Origin of the sequence: Kribbella sp. NPDC050241, assembly GCF_044459685.1 — a bacterium.
In the GTDB taxonomy this organism is placed as follows: domain Bacteria; phylum Actinomycetota; class Actinomycetes; order Propionibacteriales; family Kribbellaceae; genus Kribbella.
The window spans coordinates 956,791-972,948 of record NZ_JBITJE010000002.1; the positions used below are offsets into that span (position 1 = coordinate 956,791).

Sequence of the window (16,158 nt, forward strand, 5' to 3'; positions counted from 1 at the left end):
GGCACTGGTAGCGCTGAGTGGTTGTGCGGGGCCCCGAAAGGACTCCATACTCTTCTCACCGCCGTCGGCGGTTCTGTGGGGGCAGAAGCATGTCTGGGGTTCATTGAAGTGGGGGGCTTTACTGTGCGTGCTTTGAGGACGTTTCGTGCTGCGCTGGTAACGGCGCTGGTGGGTGCGGGCCTGGTGGCCGGCACCCAGGTGGCGGCGGCCGCGCCACCGTCGAGTGTGATCGAGGTCAGTACGACGTCGGTCGCTCCTGGGCAGACCTTCACGGTCACCCAGACGCTGTCGAACGACCGCGACTTCAGCATTCTGGGATCGAAGGCGGGGATGTACGCGAAGGAGCCGGCATCGCTGCCCGGCCTGGTCGACCTGGTGGGGTGCGCGGGGGCCGTCGCCTGTGACCAGTTGGGCAGCAGCTACCGGTCCGGGCTGGGCGACATCCCGCCCGGTGAGTCCAGGTCGGTGACGTGGACGTTCAAGGTCAAGGACGACGCTCCGGCCGGGACGATGACGCTGCAGCACCAGTTCATCGGGGAGAACTACGCGTTCGAGATCTTCGACGGACCGGCGCTCACGATCGAGCAAGGGACCATGGACGCCGACGTAGCGGTCAGCATGACCGCGTCGGTACGGACGCTGCTCATCTCGCGGATCACCTACACGGTCACGATCAAGAACAACGGTCCCTCGGCGGCCACCGGCGTACGGGTGGTCGGTGCCTACCCGACCCGGCTCGTGTACGCCGGCGGAAACTGCACCCGGGTGGGGACGACCAAGACGGTGAACTGCGACGTCGCTTCGCTGGCGAGTGGCGCCGGCGTGACGCGGACGTTCGCCGCCGACGCCGGCCTCCTCACGATCGGCCCGCTGCTTGCCACGGCACAGCGCACGGGCAGCTCGCCGACCGACCCGGTCGCGAGCAACGACAAGGCCAGCCGCACCTGCCACGCGCTCACCAGCCTGCTGGTGCGCTGCTGATCACCCGGTAGGTCACACATCCGGCCGGCGGCCGCGGGTTCTCGAGTTCCGCGGTCGCCGGTCTTTTCGTGGTTCACGCCTTGCATCGATGGGTGGAGGGGGCTTACGGTCCCGGTTAACGTTTAAGTGTGCGTTAGTGAGCACTTGTCGAGAACTTGGAGCAGCTATGGTCAGTCGTCGGCGATTCCTTCAGTTGGGCGGTGCCGTGGTCGGGGCGGCTGTCGCCGGTCCCACGCTCGCGGCCTGTGGTGACGGTGGTACGGCGAACGGTGGTGCGAAGGCGTCGGGCGACCTGGCGCTGCCGACGTACAAGCCGTTCGAGGGCGTGCGACCGGATCTGGCCGGGGCGGAGTCGGGGCTCGAGCCCGGGTTCCTGCGCTTCCCGCCGGACGCGACCGCGAGTGTGAAGGCGCCGCCGCTGAAGAACGCGGTGACTGCGCTGACCGAGACGTTCGCGACGCCTCCGCCGCCGATGGGCAGCAACCCGATGTGGCAGTCGCTGAACCAGGCACTCGGCGCCGAGTTGCGGCTGACCATCGGCACCGACCCGGGCTACCCGGAGAAGTTCGCCACGCTGCTGGCCAGCGACTCGCTGCCGGACCTGATGTGGCTGCCGCCGAACCAGGGCATCCCGAACATCGGCCCGATGCTGGAGGCCAAGTTCCAGGACCTGACGAAGTACCTCTCAGGTGACGCCGTCCTCGAGTATCCGAACCTCGCCGCGCTGAAGCCGGCGTCGTGGCGGACCGCGGTGGTGAACGGCAAGATCTGGGGCGCGCCGATCCCGTCCACGCCGTTCGGCCAGGTGATGATGGGCAATCCGCGCACCTGGCAGAAGGTCGGCGGCCTGCAGTGCAGCACGGCGGACGAGTTCTTTGCCAAGTGCAAGGAGCTCACCAACGGCACCAACTACGCGCTCGAGCCAGCGATCATCAACATGCTGCACATGTTCGGCGAGTGGTTCGGCGCCCCGAACGGCTGGCGGGTGAACCAGGATCGCTCGCTGACCTACCTGTACGAGACCGACAACTACAAGGCCGCGGTCGAGTACGCCGCCAAGCTGTGGGCCGCGAAGGTCTTCTACCCCGACCTGAACCTGGCCGACGCCACCCCGAAGACCGTGAACGGCCAGATCGCCGCGCAGGTCACGGTGGGCCCGCGGGCGACCGCCGACTTCCGCGCGATGGATCCGACGCTGTTCGTCGACACGATGATCCCGTTCGGCCACGACGGCAAGGCGAAGCCGGTGTACGACATGGGCTACGGCACCGTCGGGTTCACGCCGTTCAAGAAGACCGACGAGGGCCGGATCCGTGAGTTGCTCGCGCTGATGGACTACCTGTCCGCGCCGTTCGGCACCAAGGAGTACCTGCAGAAGAACTTCGGCGTCGAGGGTCAGCAGTACCAGCTGGACGGTCAGAAGAATCCCGTGCTGACGAAGGCCGGAACGCAGCAGGGGCCGGGTCTGGTCAGTGCGCTGCAGATCATGACCGCGCCGGAGAGCGTCATCTTCAACCCGGCGTTCCCCGAGGACACCAAGAAGATCTACGCGACCGAGCAGAAGCTGCTCGAGCACGCGATGCGCAACCCGACCGCCGGCACGTACTCCGACACCAGCAGCAAGGTCGGCCCGAAGCTCACCGCGGCGTTCCGGGACACGATCGTCGATATCGTCACCGGCCGGCAGAAGCTGGACGCGTACGACGAGGCCCTCAAGCGCTGGAAGAACGGCGGCGGCGACAAGATGCGCGACGAGTTCGCCGCCGTCCTCCCGTCGAGCGTGCCGGTCACCGGGTCCTGAGTGATGCTGAAGCGAGCCTCCTCGACGACGCGGGTCAAGAGCGGTCTGCCGTTCGCGGTGAAATGGCGCCGGGACTGGCAGATGGTGCTGCTGATGATCCCGGGGGTCGTGTTCCTGCTGGTGTTCTTCTACCTGCCGGTGCTCGGCAACGTGGTCGCGTTCCAGGACTTCCAGCCGTACCTCGGCATCATGCACAGCGAGTGGAACGGGCTGCAGAACTTCGTCAATCTCTACGACAACCCGGACTTCTGGGACGCGCTGCGTAACACCTTGGTGCTGGCCGCGGTGCAGTTGCTGTTGTTCTTCCCGGTGCCGATCGGGCTGGCGCTGATCGTGGACTCGCTGGTCAGCAACCGGGTCCGGCGCTGGTTCCAGACCATCGCCTACCTGCCGCACTTCCTGTCCTGGGTGCTGGTCGTGACGTTGTTCCAGCAGTCGCTGGGTGGGGCGGGGTTCCTGAACAACCTGCTCCGGCAGGCCGGGCTGGATCCGATCCCGTTCATGACCAACCCGGACACCTTCCCGCTGCTGGTGGTCGCACAGCTGATCTGGAAGGACGCAGGCTGGGCGATGATCATCTTCCTGGCCGCGCTGACCACCGTGGACGTCTCGCTGTACGAGGCGGCCGCGGCCGACGGGGCCGGCCGCTGGCGCCGGCTCTGGCACATCACACTGCCCTCGCTGCGGACCGTCATTGTGCTGCTGCTGATCCTGCGGATCGGCGACATCCTGAGCGTCGGCTTCGAGCAGTTCATCCTGCAACGCGATTCCGTCGGCCCGGGTGCGGCCGAAGTACTCGACACCTTCACGTACTACGCGGGTGTCGTCGGCGGCGACTGGAGCAGTGGAGCCGCGGCCGGTCTGGCCAAGGGTGTGGTCGGCGCGCTGCTTCTGTGGGGCGCGAACTCGCTCGCTCATCGGCTCGGTGAGCCGGGGATCTTCCAGAGGCGCTCATGAGACCTGTGTGGAAAGAGAATCCGTCGCCGGGCTACCAGGCGATCAAGGCCCTCGTCCTGGGTGGATTCGCGCTGGTGATCGTGATTCCGATCCTGGTGGTGATCTCCACGTCGCTGGCCAGCGATCAGGACATCATCGACGCCGGCGGGTACGTCCTGTGGCCGTCACATCCGACGATCAAGGCGTACCAGACCTTGTTCAGCGGCGGGCTGATGGGACGAGCGATCCTGGTCAGCGTTTTCGTCACGGTCGTCGGTACGGCGATCGCCGTCGCGGTCACGATCGCCTTGGCCTACGCGACATCCCGGCCGGTGCTGTTCGGACGGCCGGTGCTGCTGATGGTGTTGTTCACGTTGCTGTTCGCGCCCGGGATCATCCCGATGTTCCTGGTGGTGAAGCAACTCGGGCTGCTGGACAGCCTGTGGTCGCTGATCCTGCCCGGTGCGCTCGGCGCGTTCAACTTCGTTGTCCTGCGTACCTTCTTCATGAATGTGCCGGGCGAACTGCTGGAGAGCGCGCGGATCGACGGCGCGAGCGACTTCACCATCCTGCGCCGGATCGTGATGCCGCTGTCGAAGGCGGTGATCGCGGTGGTCGGGCTGTTCTACGCGGTCGGCTTCTGGAACGCCTTCTTCAACGCGCTGCTGTACCTCAACGACACCTCGAAATGGCCGGTTCAGGTGATCCTGCGGACGTACGTACTGCAGGGCAAGTCGCTGTCGGCGGACCAACTCGGGGTGGAACCGCTGCCGCAGCCGCAGTCGCTGCAGATGGCCGTGGTGGTGGTCGCACTGGTGCCGATCGTGCTGCTGTACCCGTTCCTGCAGCGACACTTCACCAAGGGCGTCATCACCGGAGCCGTCAAAGGCTGACGGTCTGCGAGAATCGACCGCATGGCGATGGGGCGCACGCAGGACCGGCCGACGCTGCGGATGGTCGCGAAAGAAGCGGGTGTCTCGGTCGCGACCGTGTCCTACGTGTTGTCCGGGCGGCATCGCAGCCACACCATCAAGGACTCGACCGCCGACCGGGTCCGGGAGGCCGCGACCCGCCTCGGTTACCGGCGCAACGACGCGGCCCGCGCGATCCGCACCGGCAAGTCGGACCTGGTCCTGCTCTCGCTGAGCGTGCTCGCCGACCCGTGGTCGCAGGCGGTCGCGGCCACGGTCAGTACGGCGGTCGGCCCGTACGGGAAGACCGCGCTGATCGTCGCCGACGGCGACTGGCGGACCGTGCTCTCGAACCGGACGCCGGACGTGATCTTCATCGACAGCGTCAGCGCGGACCCCGAGCAGATCGCCGAACTGGAGGCGTTCGCGGCGCAGGGTGTGCAGATCGTGGCGTTCAGCGAGACGCTCGAGCCGCGCGGTTTCGACGTGATCCGGTCCGGCGCCGAGCCGCGCTGCCATTTGGCCGTCGAGCACCTGCTGGAACACCACGACCGGGTCGGTGCGCTCACCTCGCGGACCTCGGGCTTCGCCCGCTTCGACGCGTACCTGAACTCGCTGCGGTCGGCCGGCAAACCGATCCGCGAGGACGACATCGCGATCTTCGAACGGCACCCGGAGGGCGCCTACCGCGCCGCGATGGCCCTGCTGAGCAAGCCGGACCGCCCGACGGCGATCTACTGCACGACGGACTTCGCCGCGATCGCCGTCGTCCGCGCGGCGCATCGGCTCCGGATCGACGTACCTCGGGATCTGGCCGTGGTCGGTGTCGGCAACACGCCGGAGGGTGAGCATCTGGATCCGTCGTTGTCGACCGTCGGGCCGGTGGGGTTCAACGGGGCGCTGGCCCGGATCATCGTCGGGCGGCTGACCGACCGTGAAGGCGCACCTGGCGAGGTGTTCGACTTTCCGTGGCAGCTCATCGTCCGCGACTCGTCGAAGGTGGTTCCTGGTTGAAGGGCTGGGAACGGGTGACGATCGGGGAGTCCGGCGCTGACGTGTTCCGCCGGGGCGACGTGTTCGCCAAGCGCTGCGGGGCGGACGGGGTGCGGGCTCTGCGAGATGAGCGGGACCGGGTCGAGTGGCTCGCGGGAACGGCGATTCCCGGCGCGACGGTCGTGGACTGGGTCGAGTCGGCGGACAGTGCGTGCCTGATGACGACAGCGGTGCCGGGCGTCCCGGGGGACTCGCTGGCTGTTGAGGACCGGGTGCGCGCGATGGCCAGTCTCGGGCGGGTGTTGCGGGAGCTGCATTCGCTGACCGGCTGCCCGTTCGAGCGTCCGCTCGCGTCGGTGGTGGCGCTCGCGGAGGACGTCGTACGGCGGGGTGCGGTGAATCCGGCGTTCCTCACCGACGAGTGGCGGAAGCTCGAGCCGGCAGAGCTGCTCGAGCGGGTTGTTGCCGAGAGCCCCTATATCGAATCGGTCCAGGAGCTGGTCGTCTGCCATGGCGACCTCTGCCTGCCGAACGTGCTCTTCGACCCGTCGACGCTGGAGGTCACCGGGCTGATCGACCTCGGCCGCCTCGGGATCACCGACCGGTACCTCGATCTGGCGCTCGCCACCATCCAGATCCACGACGAGTGGTCGACCGACCCCGCCCCGTTCCTCACCTCATACGGCCTCCCCCACCCCGACCAGCGCCGCCTGGACTTCCACCGGCTGCTCGATCCGCTGACCTGGGCTGACGGGCCGTACTGTTGATCGGGTGGGCATTCCGGTCGAGATCGTCGCGCTCGTGGTCTCGCGGATGCATGCGTTCGAGGGCCGGCCGCAGGACGGTCCGCAGCCGGATCCCGAGTCGGTGGGCCGGTCCGAGGTCGAGGTGCGTGCGGGGCTCGGCATCGTGGGGGACCGGTACTTCGGCCAAAAGGTGCACCGGAACGCGGCGGTGACCTTTGTGGACGCAGCGTCCCTGGACGAGCTGGCCCGCGCGCTCGATCTCGCGACACCGCCGGACCCGCATCTCATGCGTCGCAACATTGTCTTGCGCGGGTTCCCGATCGACACGCTGGCCTCGCACCCTGGCAGTCCGGGTCGTCGGTTCAGCCTCGACTCGGGGTCCGGCGCGGTGGATTTCCAGGCTTATCGGCCCGCCAATCCGTGCGCGTGGATGGACGTCGTACTGGCGCCTGGCGCCATGAAAGCTCTCCGGGGGCACGGCGGCGTCCGCACCACCCCGCTGAGCGACGGCACTCTCCGTCTCGGGTCGGCCACGCTCACGCTGCTGGACTGAACTTTCGGGCGGTTTTCGGTGGAGTCGCTTACCGTCGGAGGGTGAGGCTGGCGGTAGGGCTGGTTCTGGTGGTGGGGCTGGTTGGGTGCAGTGATGTGGCGCCCACCGCCGACTCGTCGCCCGCCCCCACGCGATCCACCGCACGGACCTCCGCGCCGCCCACCACCGCGCCCAGCAGCCCCGCCGAAACGCCGACACGGAAGCCGACCCCCAAACCCACGGTGTCCGGGCCGGTGAGTATGGCGATTCCGGCGGTCGGGGTACGCGGGTTGCGGGTGGTGGCCTACCCGGGGACGGCGGACGATCGAGCCGGGACGCGCATCCAGGACCGGGGCGTCGCGGCCAGTCCGCGCGGCCCGGCGGGTGGAGTGGGACCGGGACAGATCGGGAACTTCATCATCACCGGGCATCGGACCAGCCACGGGCGGCCGTTGGGGCAGGTGCCGGAGATGGTGAACGGGGACCACATCCTGATCACCGTGGGCGGGACCGTGTACGACTACGTGGTGAACCGGACGATGACGATCTCGTTCCGGAAGCCGGCCGAGAAGGCTCAGCAGAACGCCGCCGTACCGGGACGCCCGGGCGTGACGCCGACGCAGGCGATGATCACGATCTCCACCTGCGCCACCCCGGAGGACCACGCCGCCGGCAACTTCTGGTCCGACGACCTCGGCAACCCCGAGCACCGGATCAACAAGATCGGCACCCTCGTCGCCACCCACGAGGCGTGATCAACCGGCCGAGCAGGTCTTGGATCAGCGTGGTCGGCTAACCCGCGCGGAAACCGGCCGGTGCACCACGGGGTGTCAGCTGCGGCCGAACTTCCACCACTTCGGCTTGTTCATCTTGATCTCGTCGGCCGTCATCGGCGGCGGGACCGGCGGCCGGGACTCCTCGGTGAGGAAGTTGCCCGACTCGGTGTCGTACGGCGTGACGCCGAGACGGTGGCTGATCTCCATCACGAGCGGGATCGAGCGCGGACCGTCGTTCAGGTAGAACGTGATGTCGCGGACCTCGACACCCTTGCCGATCGTCATCTCGACGTCGTACTCCGGACTTCGCAGCGCCAGCCAGGACGGTTTGCTCGCGTCCACGTCGGGCACCAGCTCACGGACAATGGCCACCACGTCGGCCGACGTACCGACCGATGGTGGCTCATAGCCGTCGGGAATGTCGTCGAGGCGACGTACGCCTCCTGGCCCTCGCATCGCGTAGACAGCCCAACTCATGCCCCCAGCATCCCCTACGTCTGGCCGACGAGCGAGCCGGGTTCAGGATTTGCGGGCGGCGAGGATCGCGAAGGTCAGGTACTCGCCCTGGTCGGACTCGACCATGTCGAGGGTGCCCTCCCGCTCACCCCGGTACGCCGAGACCGCGCGGGACCAGGTGAGCCAGTCGTCCCAGCCGGACTCCTGCAGCCGTGCGGCGGTGACCTCGACGAGGTCGGTGATCTCCCACTGGAACCGCCACCAGTCCGCGGTGTGCCAGGCGAGCGCCTCCCCGCCGACGACCTTCTTGATGTGGTCGGGGATGAAGCCGAGGTCGCGGATCTCCGCGCGCAGCGCGGGGGTGGCGACGCCGAGCTGGCCGCCCGGCTTGAGGAAGCTGGTGAGGTAGGCGAGGTAGGTGTCCGCGGTGCCGAAGTACTCGTACGCGTCGACGCACACGATCGCGTCGAAGAACTCCCGCGCGAACGGCAGGGTATGCGCCTCGGCCTTCAGGGTCACCACGCCGTCGACGCCCTGCGACGCGATGTTCGCGGCCGCGTCGCTCGGGTCGATCCACAGGTCCGCGGCCCACACCTCAACGCCGTACTCCTTCGCCAGGAACACCGAGGTCGTGCCCTTCCCGGACCCGAGGTCCAGCACCCGCATCCCCGGCCGCAGGTCGAGGTCCCGCGCGAGATCTTCCAGCAACCACAAGGGATGCGGGCCCATGTCCCCACCCAGCACCCAGTCAGCGTCGTACTTGTTCGACCGCGGATACCCATCCCTGCGCAGTTCCACCATTCCCCCACCCAAACAACCCCACCCCCGCACCGCAAACGGGTTTCCGCGTCGCTTGCCTGGGTGCAGATCGACAGGACGTATACGCCCACTGCCCGCCGCTCCCCGCCTGAGCCCACCGCGTCTCCCGACTCGATCGCCGGACACCTCCTGTCGTACTGCACCAATCACACTTCGGCACGAGCCCGGAAGAACCTCGATCGGGATGCCGTCTCCCCCTTCGAGAGTCGCATCGCGTCAGAAGACGGAATATCCGCCATCGATCAAGAGGACGCTGCCGGTCATGAAGGAGGACGCGGGGCTGGCGAGGTAGACGACGGACGGAGCGATCTCCTCGGGGGTGGCGTAGCGCTGGAGCGGGGCGTCCAGGATCCAGTTCTGGCGGAACTCGGGCTGGTCGACGGGGGACATGTCGGTCTTCACGTAACCGGGGGCCAGCGCGTTGACGCGGATGCCATGGGGTGCCCACTCGGCGGCCAGGCTGCGGGTCAGGTGGTGTACGGCGGCCTTCGACGCGTTGTACGACGCCTGCCACTGCGGACGGTTCACGATCCCGGCGGACATGCTGCCGACGTTGACGATCACGCCACCGCCGGCCTCGATCATGCCGGGGGCGACCGCCGTACTGCAGTTCCACAGCGCGGTCAGGTTGAGGTCGATGACCTGCTGCCACTCCTCCGGCGGTATGTCGAGGGCCGGGCGGTGGATCGCGATTCCGGCGTTGTTGACCAGGATGTCGATCCCGCCGAGTTCCGCGGTCACGTCGGCGACCAGGCGCCGTACGTCGTCCGGAGCTGTGATGTCGGCCTGGATGGCGAGACCGCGCCGGCCGCGGGCCTCGATCTCGCCGGCGACCGCGGTGTTCCGCTCGGCGTCCCGGGCGGCGATCGCGACGTCGGCGCCGGCCTCGGCCAAGGCGAGCGCGAAGGCCCGCCCGAGACCGCGGTTCCCGCCGGTGATCAAGGCCCGCTTGCCCGTTAGGGCAAAGGTGTCCAGGACGTTCATGCGCTGCTCCTCTGTTCATGGTTACCCGGAGTAAGTCTCCCGGCAGGACCGGGTCGCGAAACGGTGTCAAAAGCTGCAGGCCGGTTCCCGCGACGTTCGTCCAGCGCTTAATATCGCTCGTCGGTCTGGGACAGGGGGTGTCCCGGCCGTTTCTGACGAGTGGGTGGGACCGGCGGAGTCCGGTACTGGGGAGAAGCGGGGAAGCATGGCGGACAAGCCAGCGCCTAGGCCTGGCCATTTTCTGCCCGGCGGCGAGGGGCACAACAGCCCGGCCGACGGGGAACCGCAGCGTGGGTCTACCCCGCTGGCCGCGCCGACGCCGCGGCTGAGCGGGGACGCTCCGGACGCGGCGCCGGTTCTGCGCGGGTCACGGATCGAGTCGAAGCGTACGACCCTGACCGGCAGCCGGCTCGGCCCACCGCCGCCCGACGACCCGGCGGCCGCGGCGTACCAGGCGGTCTTCCACCCCGAGCCGATCCCGTTCGTCCCGAAGAAGCGATCCAAGATCACGGTCGCGGCCATCGTGGTCGTCGGCCTCCTGATCACCGGTGGCGGCATCGCGCTCGCCACGCAACTGCTCTCGTCGTACGACGACCTGGTCGCCAACCCGATGGGCACGCCGTCGGTCCGGCCGAGCAACGGCGCGGCCGTGCCGGCCGGCAAGCCGAAGCCGGATGCCGAGGTGGTCAGGCAGAACCCGTTCTACACGGCCGGGAAGCTGCCGGCGGTGAAGTGCCAGGAGCCGGCGTACCGGCCGACCTCGAAGGAGAACGTCTACTCCTACTACCAGGCCCTGATCGCCTGCATGGACAAGGCGTGGAAGCCGATCGTGACCAAGGCCGGGTTCGAGTTCCGGTCGCCGCGGCTGATCGTGTTCGACGAGGGCGACGAGACGGCGTGCGGCTTCCAGAAGGACGTCTCGTCGTACTGCCAGGACGACCAGGGCGGCAGCGTGACGATGCCGTGGCAGGACCTGATGGACGAGTACCCGAAGAACAAGGCGTTGGCCCGGGTCCAGATGGCCGAGTCGATGGGCTTCGTGTACGGCGCCCACCTGCAGAACCTGGTCGGCATCTTCGAAGCGTCCGGCAACCTGCGGGACACCGCGGCGAACAAGGCAGGCCAGCTGGAACAGGACCGGCGGGCGGCGCTGCAGGCGAGCTGTTTCTCGGCGGTCTTCTTCGGCGCGGCCAAGGCCAGCTTCCCGCTGCGCGGCGAGCTGCTGCGGCAATGGACCCTGCTGATCCAGCACGGCGGTGACGAGCACGCCGAGGACAAGGTCCGGAACAACGGCTCCGGCAAGAGCCTGGCGCTCTGGATGAACCAGGGGTTCGCGAGCACCAACCCGGGCACCTGCAACACTTTCGTGGCATCATCCGCGAAGGTCAGTTGACGGTACGGACGAACGAGGGGGATGAGCGATGCCTGAGGAGCACCCTGACGGTGCCGGCGCGCCCGAGCCGGGGCACTTCATGCCCGGCGGCGCCGGTGACGTCCTGCCAGACGGCAGCCGCGCGGGCCTGCGTCCCCTCACTCTGAGCCGCCAGCTGCCGGGCAGTCTCGGCAAGGCTCGCGAGCTCCACGGCACCGTCAACCCGGCTGCGCGCCGGACGGCACAGCCGCTCCCGACGGATCCTGACGCGGCCGGCGATTACGGCGCACCTCCGCCGGCGCCGCTCGCCGGCGCTCCGCTCACCCCGCTGACCGGCACCCGTCGCCCCGGCGGATCGCGTCCGGTCGGCTGGCACTCACCGGCGTCCCGTACCGGCGCCCAGTTCTCCGCCGACGCGCCGCTGGTCAAACCCCCGCGGCACTATTCCAAGGCGATCATCGTCACCCTCTCCGTCCTCGTCGTCATCATGCTCACGGGCGCGACGATCGGCGGCTTCAAACTCATCGACTCCTACGACAACCCCGTCGCCAACCCGCTGGCCCGCCCCTCGGTCAAGAACACCGAGCCGCCGCTCCCGGTCCCCGCGGACCCCACCGTCACCGTTACCGCCCCGGTCGTCCCGGACCTCGTCCGCCTCCAGAAGAACGAGATCTACAAGGCCGGCAAGGTCGCCTCGGTCGCCTGCAAAGAGCCCGCGATCAAGCCGAACTCCCAATCCGCGATCCTCAAGTACTACAGGGCCCTCCTGCCGTGCTTGAACCAGGCGTGGGCCCCGGTGATCAAGAAGGCCGGGTACGAGTTCCGCGCGCCCAAGGTCGTGCTGCAGAGCGGCACGATCGTGGCGTCGTCGTGCTCCGGCGAGGAGAACGTCGCCTACTACTGCCCGTACGACGAGAGCATCAACATCAGCTGGAAGAACGATCTGAAGAACTACCGCAGCGACGCGCTCGGCGCCCGCGTGTGGATGCTGGACACGATGGCGCACGAGTACGGGCACCACGTTCAGAACATGACGGAGATGCTGACCGCGGCGTCGTCACGCGAGGGCTGGGCGAAGACCAAGGCCGAGGAACTCGAGTGGAGCCGCCGTACCGAACTCCAGGCGGGTTGCCTGGGCGCGGCGTTCCTCGGCGCGAACAAGAAGCCGCTCGGGCTGAAGGGCACCAAGCTGGAGGTCTGGGAGTACGAGACCCAGCACAGCGGCGACGAGTACAACCCGAAGAAGATCCGCGACCACGGCTCCCGCAAGAACCACTGGGTCTGGGGCCAGCCGGCCTTCAAGTCCGCCAGCCCTGCCTCCTGCAACACCTTCTCCGCGCCCGCTAGCAAGGTGAGCTAGTGCGTGGGGTTGTGAGGACCGTCGGGCTGGCGGTTCTCGTGGTGGTGGTGGCTCTGGTTGCCGGAACCGCTGCGCGATCGACGGTGACGACTGTCGCGGCCCCGGCGACGGCAGCCACCGCGACCGCGCCACCAGGTGCCGGCGCATCGCCGCGGCCGACGCCGCCGGTGACGCAGAAGACGACACCGTCGAGCACGCTCTCGATCGACATGATGTCGATGACCCTCAAGAACAAGCTCTACACGGCGGGCAAGGTTCCGGCGGTGTCCTGCAAGGTGCCCGGATCGGCGCCGAAGTCCAAGACCGCGCTTCTGGCGTATGCCCGCGTCATGGTCGACTGCATGTACCGGGCCTGGGCACCGGTCGTAGCCCGCGCGGACGTCTACTTCGATCGTCCGGTCGTCGTCGCGTACAAGGTCGGGGCGAAGTCGGCGAGTGCGGCCTGCGACGACGGTCCGACAGACACCGATGCGTACTACGAGCCGTCTGCGCGGACGATCTGCTTCGAGTGGGGCGAGTTCGTCGGCTCCGGTGACGCAACCTGGGACCTGGTGGACTTCCAGACCATGCTGGCGCACGAGTTCGGTCATCATCTGCAGACGTCCGTCGGGATCCTCACGACGTACTGGACAGGCCATGCGCAAGCGTCCAAGGCGGTTCGGCTCGAGGACGAGCGCAGGCTGGAACTGCAGGCGAGTTGCTTCGGCGCGGCCTTCCTCGGCGCGAACCGAAGGCCTTTCCGTCTGACCGGCTGGCGGTTGGAGATGTGGGAGGACCAGGTCACTCACACCGGCGACGAGTACGCCCCGGACAAGGTCCGCGACCACGGCTCCCGCAAGAACCACGGCTACTGGAGCCTGCGCGCCTTCGACTCCACGAACCCCTCCTCCTGCAACACCTTCGTCGCACCCGCCAAGCGAGTCAGCTGATGTCCAGTACGGCGAAAGCCGCGGTACTCGCGAACGTGGCGGTCCTCCAGCTTCGGCGGTGACCGGGAAGCGATCCCCCACAGCTGCCCCGTGGGCGAAGATCAAGTGAGCTTGAGTTTGAAACCTTCATGGGTGTTGAGGAAGCCGAGGCGGTCGTAGAAGCGGTGGGCGGCGGTCCGGGACTTGTCGGAGGTCAGTTGGACCAGGGTGCAGCCTCGGGTCCGGGATTCTTCGATGGCCCATTGGATGAGCGTCGTACCGAGGCCGGAGCCGCGGGCGGGGGCGGCGACGCGGACGGCTTCGATCAGGCCGCGGGAGGAACCTCGGCGGGACAGGCCGGGGATGATCGTGAGCTGCAGCGTGCCGACCAGCTCGTCGTTGCGTTCAGCAACCATCAGCAGCTGGTTCGGGTCGGTGTCGATGCGCTCGAACGCGTCCAGGTACGGCGTCAGGTCGTCGACCGACTCGCGGGTCGCGCCGAGCTGGTCGTCGGCGATCATCGCGACGATCCCGGCAACGTCGGCGCTGGTGGCGCGGCGGATCACCACATCGTTCATACCGGCAGCATCTCAAATCGCTGAATCGGTTCAGCAGCCGGGGTAACGACCGTAGTTCCGAAACGGTGCTTGCCTTATGCAAGGACCTTTCGCCGTCACACGCCGGTGTCATCCGTTTGCCCTGCGCAACGAAGGGTACGAGTGATACTGGACACCACTGCATCCGCCCGTGCCGGGGTCGTGTGCGGTGTGCGCGGCAGCGGATGCGGGCCCAGTTCCGGAAAGGTTGGTCCGATGTCCGCGTTAGCGATCGACTTCACACAGCCGTTCGAAGATGCCTTCAGCAAGCTTCTCTCGTTCGTCCCGAACCTGCTCGGCGGTCTCGTCATCCTGGTGATCGGCTATTTCGTCGCCAAGGTGCTCGGGAAGCTCGTCGGCAAGCTGCTCGGGCGGGTCGGGTTCGACCAGTGGATGGAGCGGGCCGGTGTGTCCGGTGTGCTGCAGCGGTCCGGCACGGGGCTGACCGCTTCGGCGATGCTGGGCAAGGTCGTGTTCTGGTTCGTGTTCCTGATCAGCTTCACGATGTTCGCCTCCGCGCTCGGCGTACCGGAGATCTCGAACTTCATGAGCGACATGCTCGGCTACATCCCACGGATCTTCGCCGCGATCGTGATCATCTGCCTGGCGGCGCTGTTCGCGAACTTCCTCGCCGCGATCATCCGGGGTGCCACCGGCAACGAGATGCTCGCCAAGGTGGGCAAGTACGCGATCCTCGTGTACGCCGCGTTCGCCGCGCTGACCCAGCTCGGGATCGCGGTCCAGCTGACCGGCAACACGCTGCTGATCGTGCTCGCGGGTGCGGCGCTCGCCCTCGGCCTCGCTTTCGGCCTCGGGGGTCGCGAGATGGCCGGCCGCGCGCTCAGCAACCTGTTCGACCGAGACATGATCAAGAAGTCGGCGACCGGCTCGAACGGTACGACGGCCTACCCGGCTGATGCTGGTTACGAGCCCCAGCCCGGCTACCAACCCCAGCACGGCTACCAACCCCAGCCGGGTGAACAGCACCCAGCCACTCACGGTGCCCCGCAGAACGGCGGCTGGTCCAACGGCTCCACCCCGTCCAACGGCAACTGGCAAGGCGGCGGCCAACCCTGATCAACACCCGCGTGCCTCCGCGCTCCGCGCGGAGGCACGCGGGGTTGCGTGTGTGTTTTAGATGGTGGTGGGGAAGCGGCCGCCTAGGAGGCGGGTGGCGTGTTCGGCGGATTCGACCAGGAGGTCGAGCCAGTCGAGGCAGCGGTCCAGGGGCATGCGGATGGTGGGGCCGCTGATGGTGAGGCAGCCGGCCAGTTCGCCGTTCGCCTTGAAGACGGGGGTGGAGAGGCCGGAGGCGCCTTGTTCGCGCTCGCCGATGGTGATCGCGTAGCCGTCGGCACGGGTCTCCTTGATCACCGCGGCGAGCTCGTCCGCGCTGGTGATCGTGCTGTCGGTGATCGATCCGAGCGGTTGCGCCAGCACCGACTTCGCCAGTTCGTCGTCCCAGGCCAGCAGGACACGGCTGGCCGACCCCGCGTGCAACGGCATGATCTTGCCGACGTGCATCTCCCGGCGCAGCGCATGGTTCGTCTCCGCCAGCGCCACGCAGACCCGGTGCCCCTGCTCGGCCCGGAAGAACGCGGCCGTCTCGCCGGTGGCGTCGCGCAGTTGCCGGAGCAGCGGCACGATCAGGTCCAGTACGTCGACCCCCTTCACCGCCGGCGCCGCCCAGTACGCCATCTTCACGCCGACCCGCAGCTGGTCGCCCTGCCGGTCGAGGAACCCGAGCGCGACCATGTTGGTGACGAGCCGCTGCACGGTGGAGGTCGGGAACCCGGTGGCGTCGCGGATCTCGCTGAGGGTCAACGACGGCCGGTCGAGCGAGAACGCATCGAGGATCTCGCCGATCTTGCCCAGCACCAAAAGGGGCTGACCGTTCCCACCCACCGGATCCGCAGTCGCCATGGAGTCAGGGTATGCGACCTGTCGTCGCAGCGATCTGTCGCCGATCATCCCTCGATGCCTCGCT

General features: G+C 67.9%; 17 protein-coding genes. 12 read left to right on the plus strand and 5 right to left on the minus strand.

All coding sequences use genetic code 11. From position 1 onward, the window contains the following. Nucleotides 1-132: 132 nt before the first annotated feature. From ACIBG5_RS12440 to ACIBG5_RS12475, 8 genes are all read left to right on the plus strand, one after another. On the plus strand, nt 133-981 hold the full coding sequence (locus ACIBG5_RS12440) for a hypothetical protein (RefSeq protein WP_396391636.1): 849 nt from the start codon (nt 133-135) through the stop codon (nt 979-981). A 166-nt stretch (nt 982-1,147) separates the two neighbouring features. Beyond that, complete coding sequence (locus ACIBG5_RS12445) at nt 1,148-2,782, plus strand: sugar ABC transporter substrate-binding protein (RefSeq protein ID WP_396391637.1); 1,635 nt, start codon at nt 1,148-1,150, stop codon at nt 2,780-2,782. A 3-nt stretch (nt 2,783-2,785) separates the two neighbouring features. Then, nucleotides 2,786-3,739: a sugar ABC transporter permease gene (locus tag ACIBG5_RS12450; protein ID WP_131353006.1), complete on the plus strand. Its 954-nt coding sequence runs from the start codon at nt 2,786-2,788 to the stop codon at nt 3,737-3,739. Continuing rightward, nucleotides 3,736-4,611: a carbohydrate ABC transporter permease gene (locus ACIBG5_RS12455; RefSeq protein ID WP_131353005.1), complete on the plus strand. Its 876-nt coding sequence runs from the start codon at nt 3,736-3,738 to the stop codon at nt 4,609-4,611. The genes ACIBG5_RS12450 and ACIBG5_RS12455 overlap by 4 nt, the downstream gene beginning before the upstream one ends. 21 nt (nt 4,612-4,632) lie before the next feature. Continuing rightward, on the plus strand, nt 4,633-5,643 hold the full coding sequence (locus ACIBG5_RS12460; RefSeq protein WP_396391638.1) for a LacI family DNA-binding transcriptional regulator: 1,011 nt from the start codon (nt 4,633-4,635) through the stop codon (nt 5,641-5,643). Continuing rightward, the gene (locus tag ACIBG5_RS12465) at nt 5,640-6,389 is read left to right on the plus strand and encodes a phosphotransferase (RefSeq protein WP_396391639.1); all 750 of its coding nucleotides are present in this window, start codon (nt 5,640-5,642) and stop codon (nt 6,387-6,389) included. The genes ACIBG5_RS12460 and ACIBG5_RS12465 overlap by 4 nt, the downstream gene beginning before the upstream one ends. 4 nt (nt 6,390-6,393) lie before the next feature. Then, the gene (locus ACIBG5_RS12470) at nt 6,394-6,921 is read left to right on the plus strand and encodes an MOSC domain-containing protein (RefSeq protein ID WP_396391640.1); all 528 of its coding nucleotides are present in this window, start codon (nt 6,394-6,396) and stop codon (nt 6,919-6,921) included. Between the two features lie 239 nt (nt 6,922-7,160). Beyond that, a complete protein-coding gene (locus ACIBG5_RS12475) occupies nt 7,161-7,655 on the plus strand; it encodes a class E sortase (protein WP_396392039.1) in 495 nt (164 codons plus the stop codon). A 75-nt stretch (nt 7,656-7,730) separates the two neighbouring features. Here ACIBG5_RS12475 and ACIBG5_RS12480 read toward each other — a convergent pair whose 3' ends face one another. The 3 genes from ACIBG5_RS12480 to ACIBG5_RS12490 all read right to left on the minus strand — a co-directional run bounded on the left by ACIBG5_RS12480 (nt 7,731) and on the right by ACIBG5_RS12490 (nt 9,935). Continuing rightward, the gene (locus ACIBG5_RS12480) at nt 7,731-8,153 is read right to left on the minus strand and encodes a hypothetical protein (RefSeq protein ID WP_396391641.1); all 423 of its coding nucleotides are present in this window, start codon (nt 8,151-8,153) and stop codon (nt 7,731-7,733) included. Nucleotides 8,154-8,195: 42 nt separating this feature from the next. Next, nucleotides 8,196-8,933 (minus strand): SAM-dependent methyltransferase, encoded by a 738-nt coding sequence (locus ACIBG5_RS12485; protein ID WP_396391642.1) that lies wholly within the window; start codon nt 8,931-8,933, stop codon nt 8,196-8,198. Nucleotides 8,934-9,167: 234 nt separating this feature from the next. Continuing rightward, complete coding sequence (locus tag ACIBG5_RS12490; RefSeq protein ID WP_396391643.1) at nt 9,168-9,935, minus strand: SDR family NAD(P)-dependent oxidoreductase; 768 nt, start codon at nt 9,933-9,935, stop codon at nt 9,168-9,170. A gap of 205 nt (nt 9,936-10,140) precedes the next feature. Between ACIBG5_RS12490 and ACIBG5_RS12495 the strand changes: the two genes are divergently transcribed. Genes ACIBG5_RS12495 through ACIBG5_RS12505 form a run of 3 tightly spaced genes read left to right on the plus strand, consistent with a single transcriptional unit; the run spans nt 10,141 to nt 13,596 of the window. Next, entirely contained in the window at nt 10,141-11,328 is a 1,188-nt protein-coding gene (locus ACIBG5_RS12495; RefSeq protein WP_396391644.1) for a neutral zinc metallopeptidase, read from the plus strand. Between the two features lie 28 nt (nt 11,329-11,356). Further along, nucleotides 11,357-12,667 (plus strand): neutral zinc metallopeptidase, encoded by a 1,311-nt coding sequence (locus ACIBG5_RS12500; protein ID WP_396391645.1) that lies wholly within the window; start codon nt 11,357-11,359, stop codon nt 12,665-12,667. Further along, a complete protein-coding gene (locus tag ACIBG5_RS12505; RefSeq protein ID WP_396391646.1) occupies nt 12,667-13,596 on the plus strand; it encodes a neutral zinc metallopeptidase in 930 nt (309 codons plus the stop codon). The genes ACIBG5_RS12500 and ACIBG5_RS12505 overlap by 1 nt, the downstream gene beginning before the upstream one ends. Before the next feature lie 101 nt (nt 13,597-13,697). Here ACIBG5_RS12505 and ACIBG5_RS12510 read toward each other — a convergent pair whose 3' ends face one another. Next, nucleotides 13,698-14,153 (minus strand): GNAT family N-acetyltransferase, encoded by a 456-nt coding sequence (locus ACIBG5_RS12510; protein ID WP_360455013.1) that lies wholly within the window; start codon nt 14,151-14,153, stop codon nt 13,698-13,700. 234 nt (nt 14,154-14,387) lie between these two features. Here ACIBG5_RS12510 and ACIBG5_RS12515 point away from each other — a divergent pair, with 234 nt between their 5' ends. Beyond that, entirely contained in the window at nt 14,388-15,248 is an 861-nt protein-coding gene (locus tag ACIBG5_RS12515) for a hypothetical protein (RefSeq protein WP_396391647.1), read from the plus strand. Between the two features lie 57 nt (nt 15,249-15,305). Here ACIBG5_RS12515 and ACIBG5_RS12520 read toward each other — a convergent pair whose 3' ends face one another. Further along, on the minus strand, nt 15,306-16,094 hold the full coding sequence (locus ACIBG5_RS12520) for an IclR family transcriptional regulator (protein ID WP_396391648.1): 789 nt from the start codon (nt 16,092-16,094) through the stop codon (nt 15,306-15,308). Nucleotides 16,095-16,158: the final 64 nt, after the last annotated feature.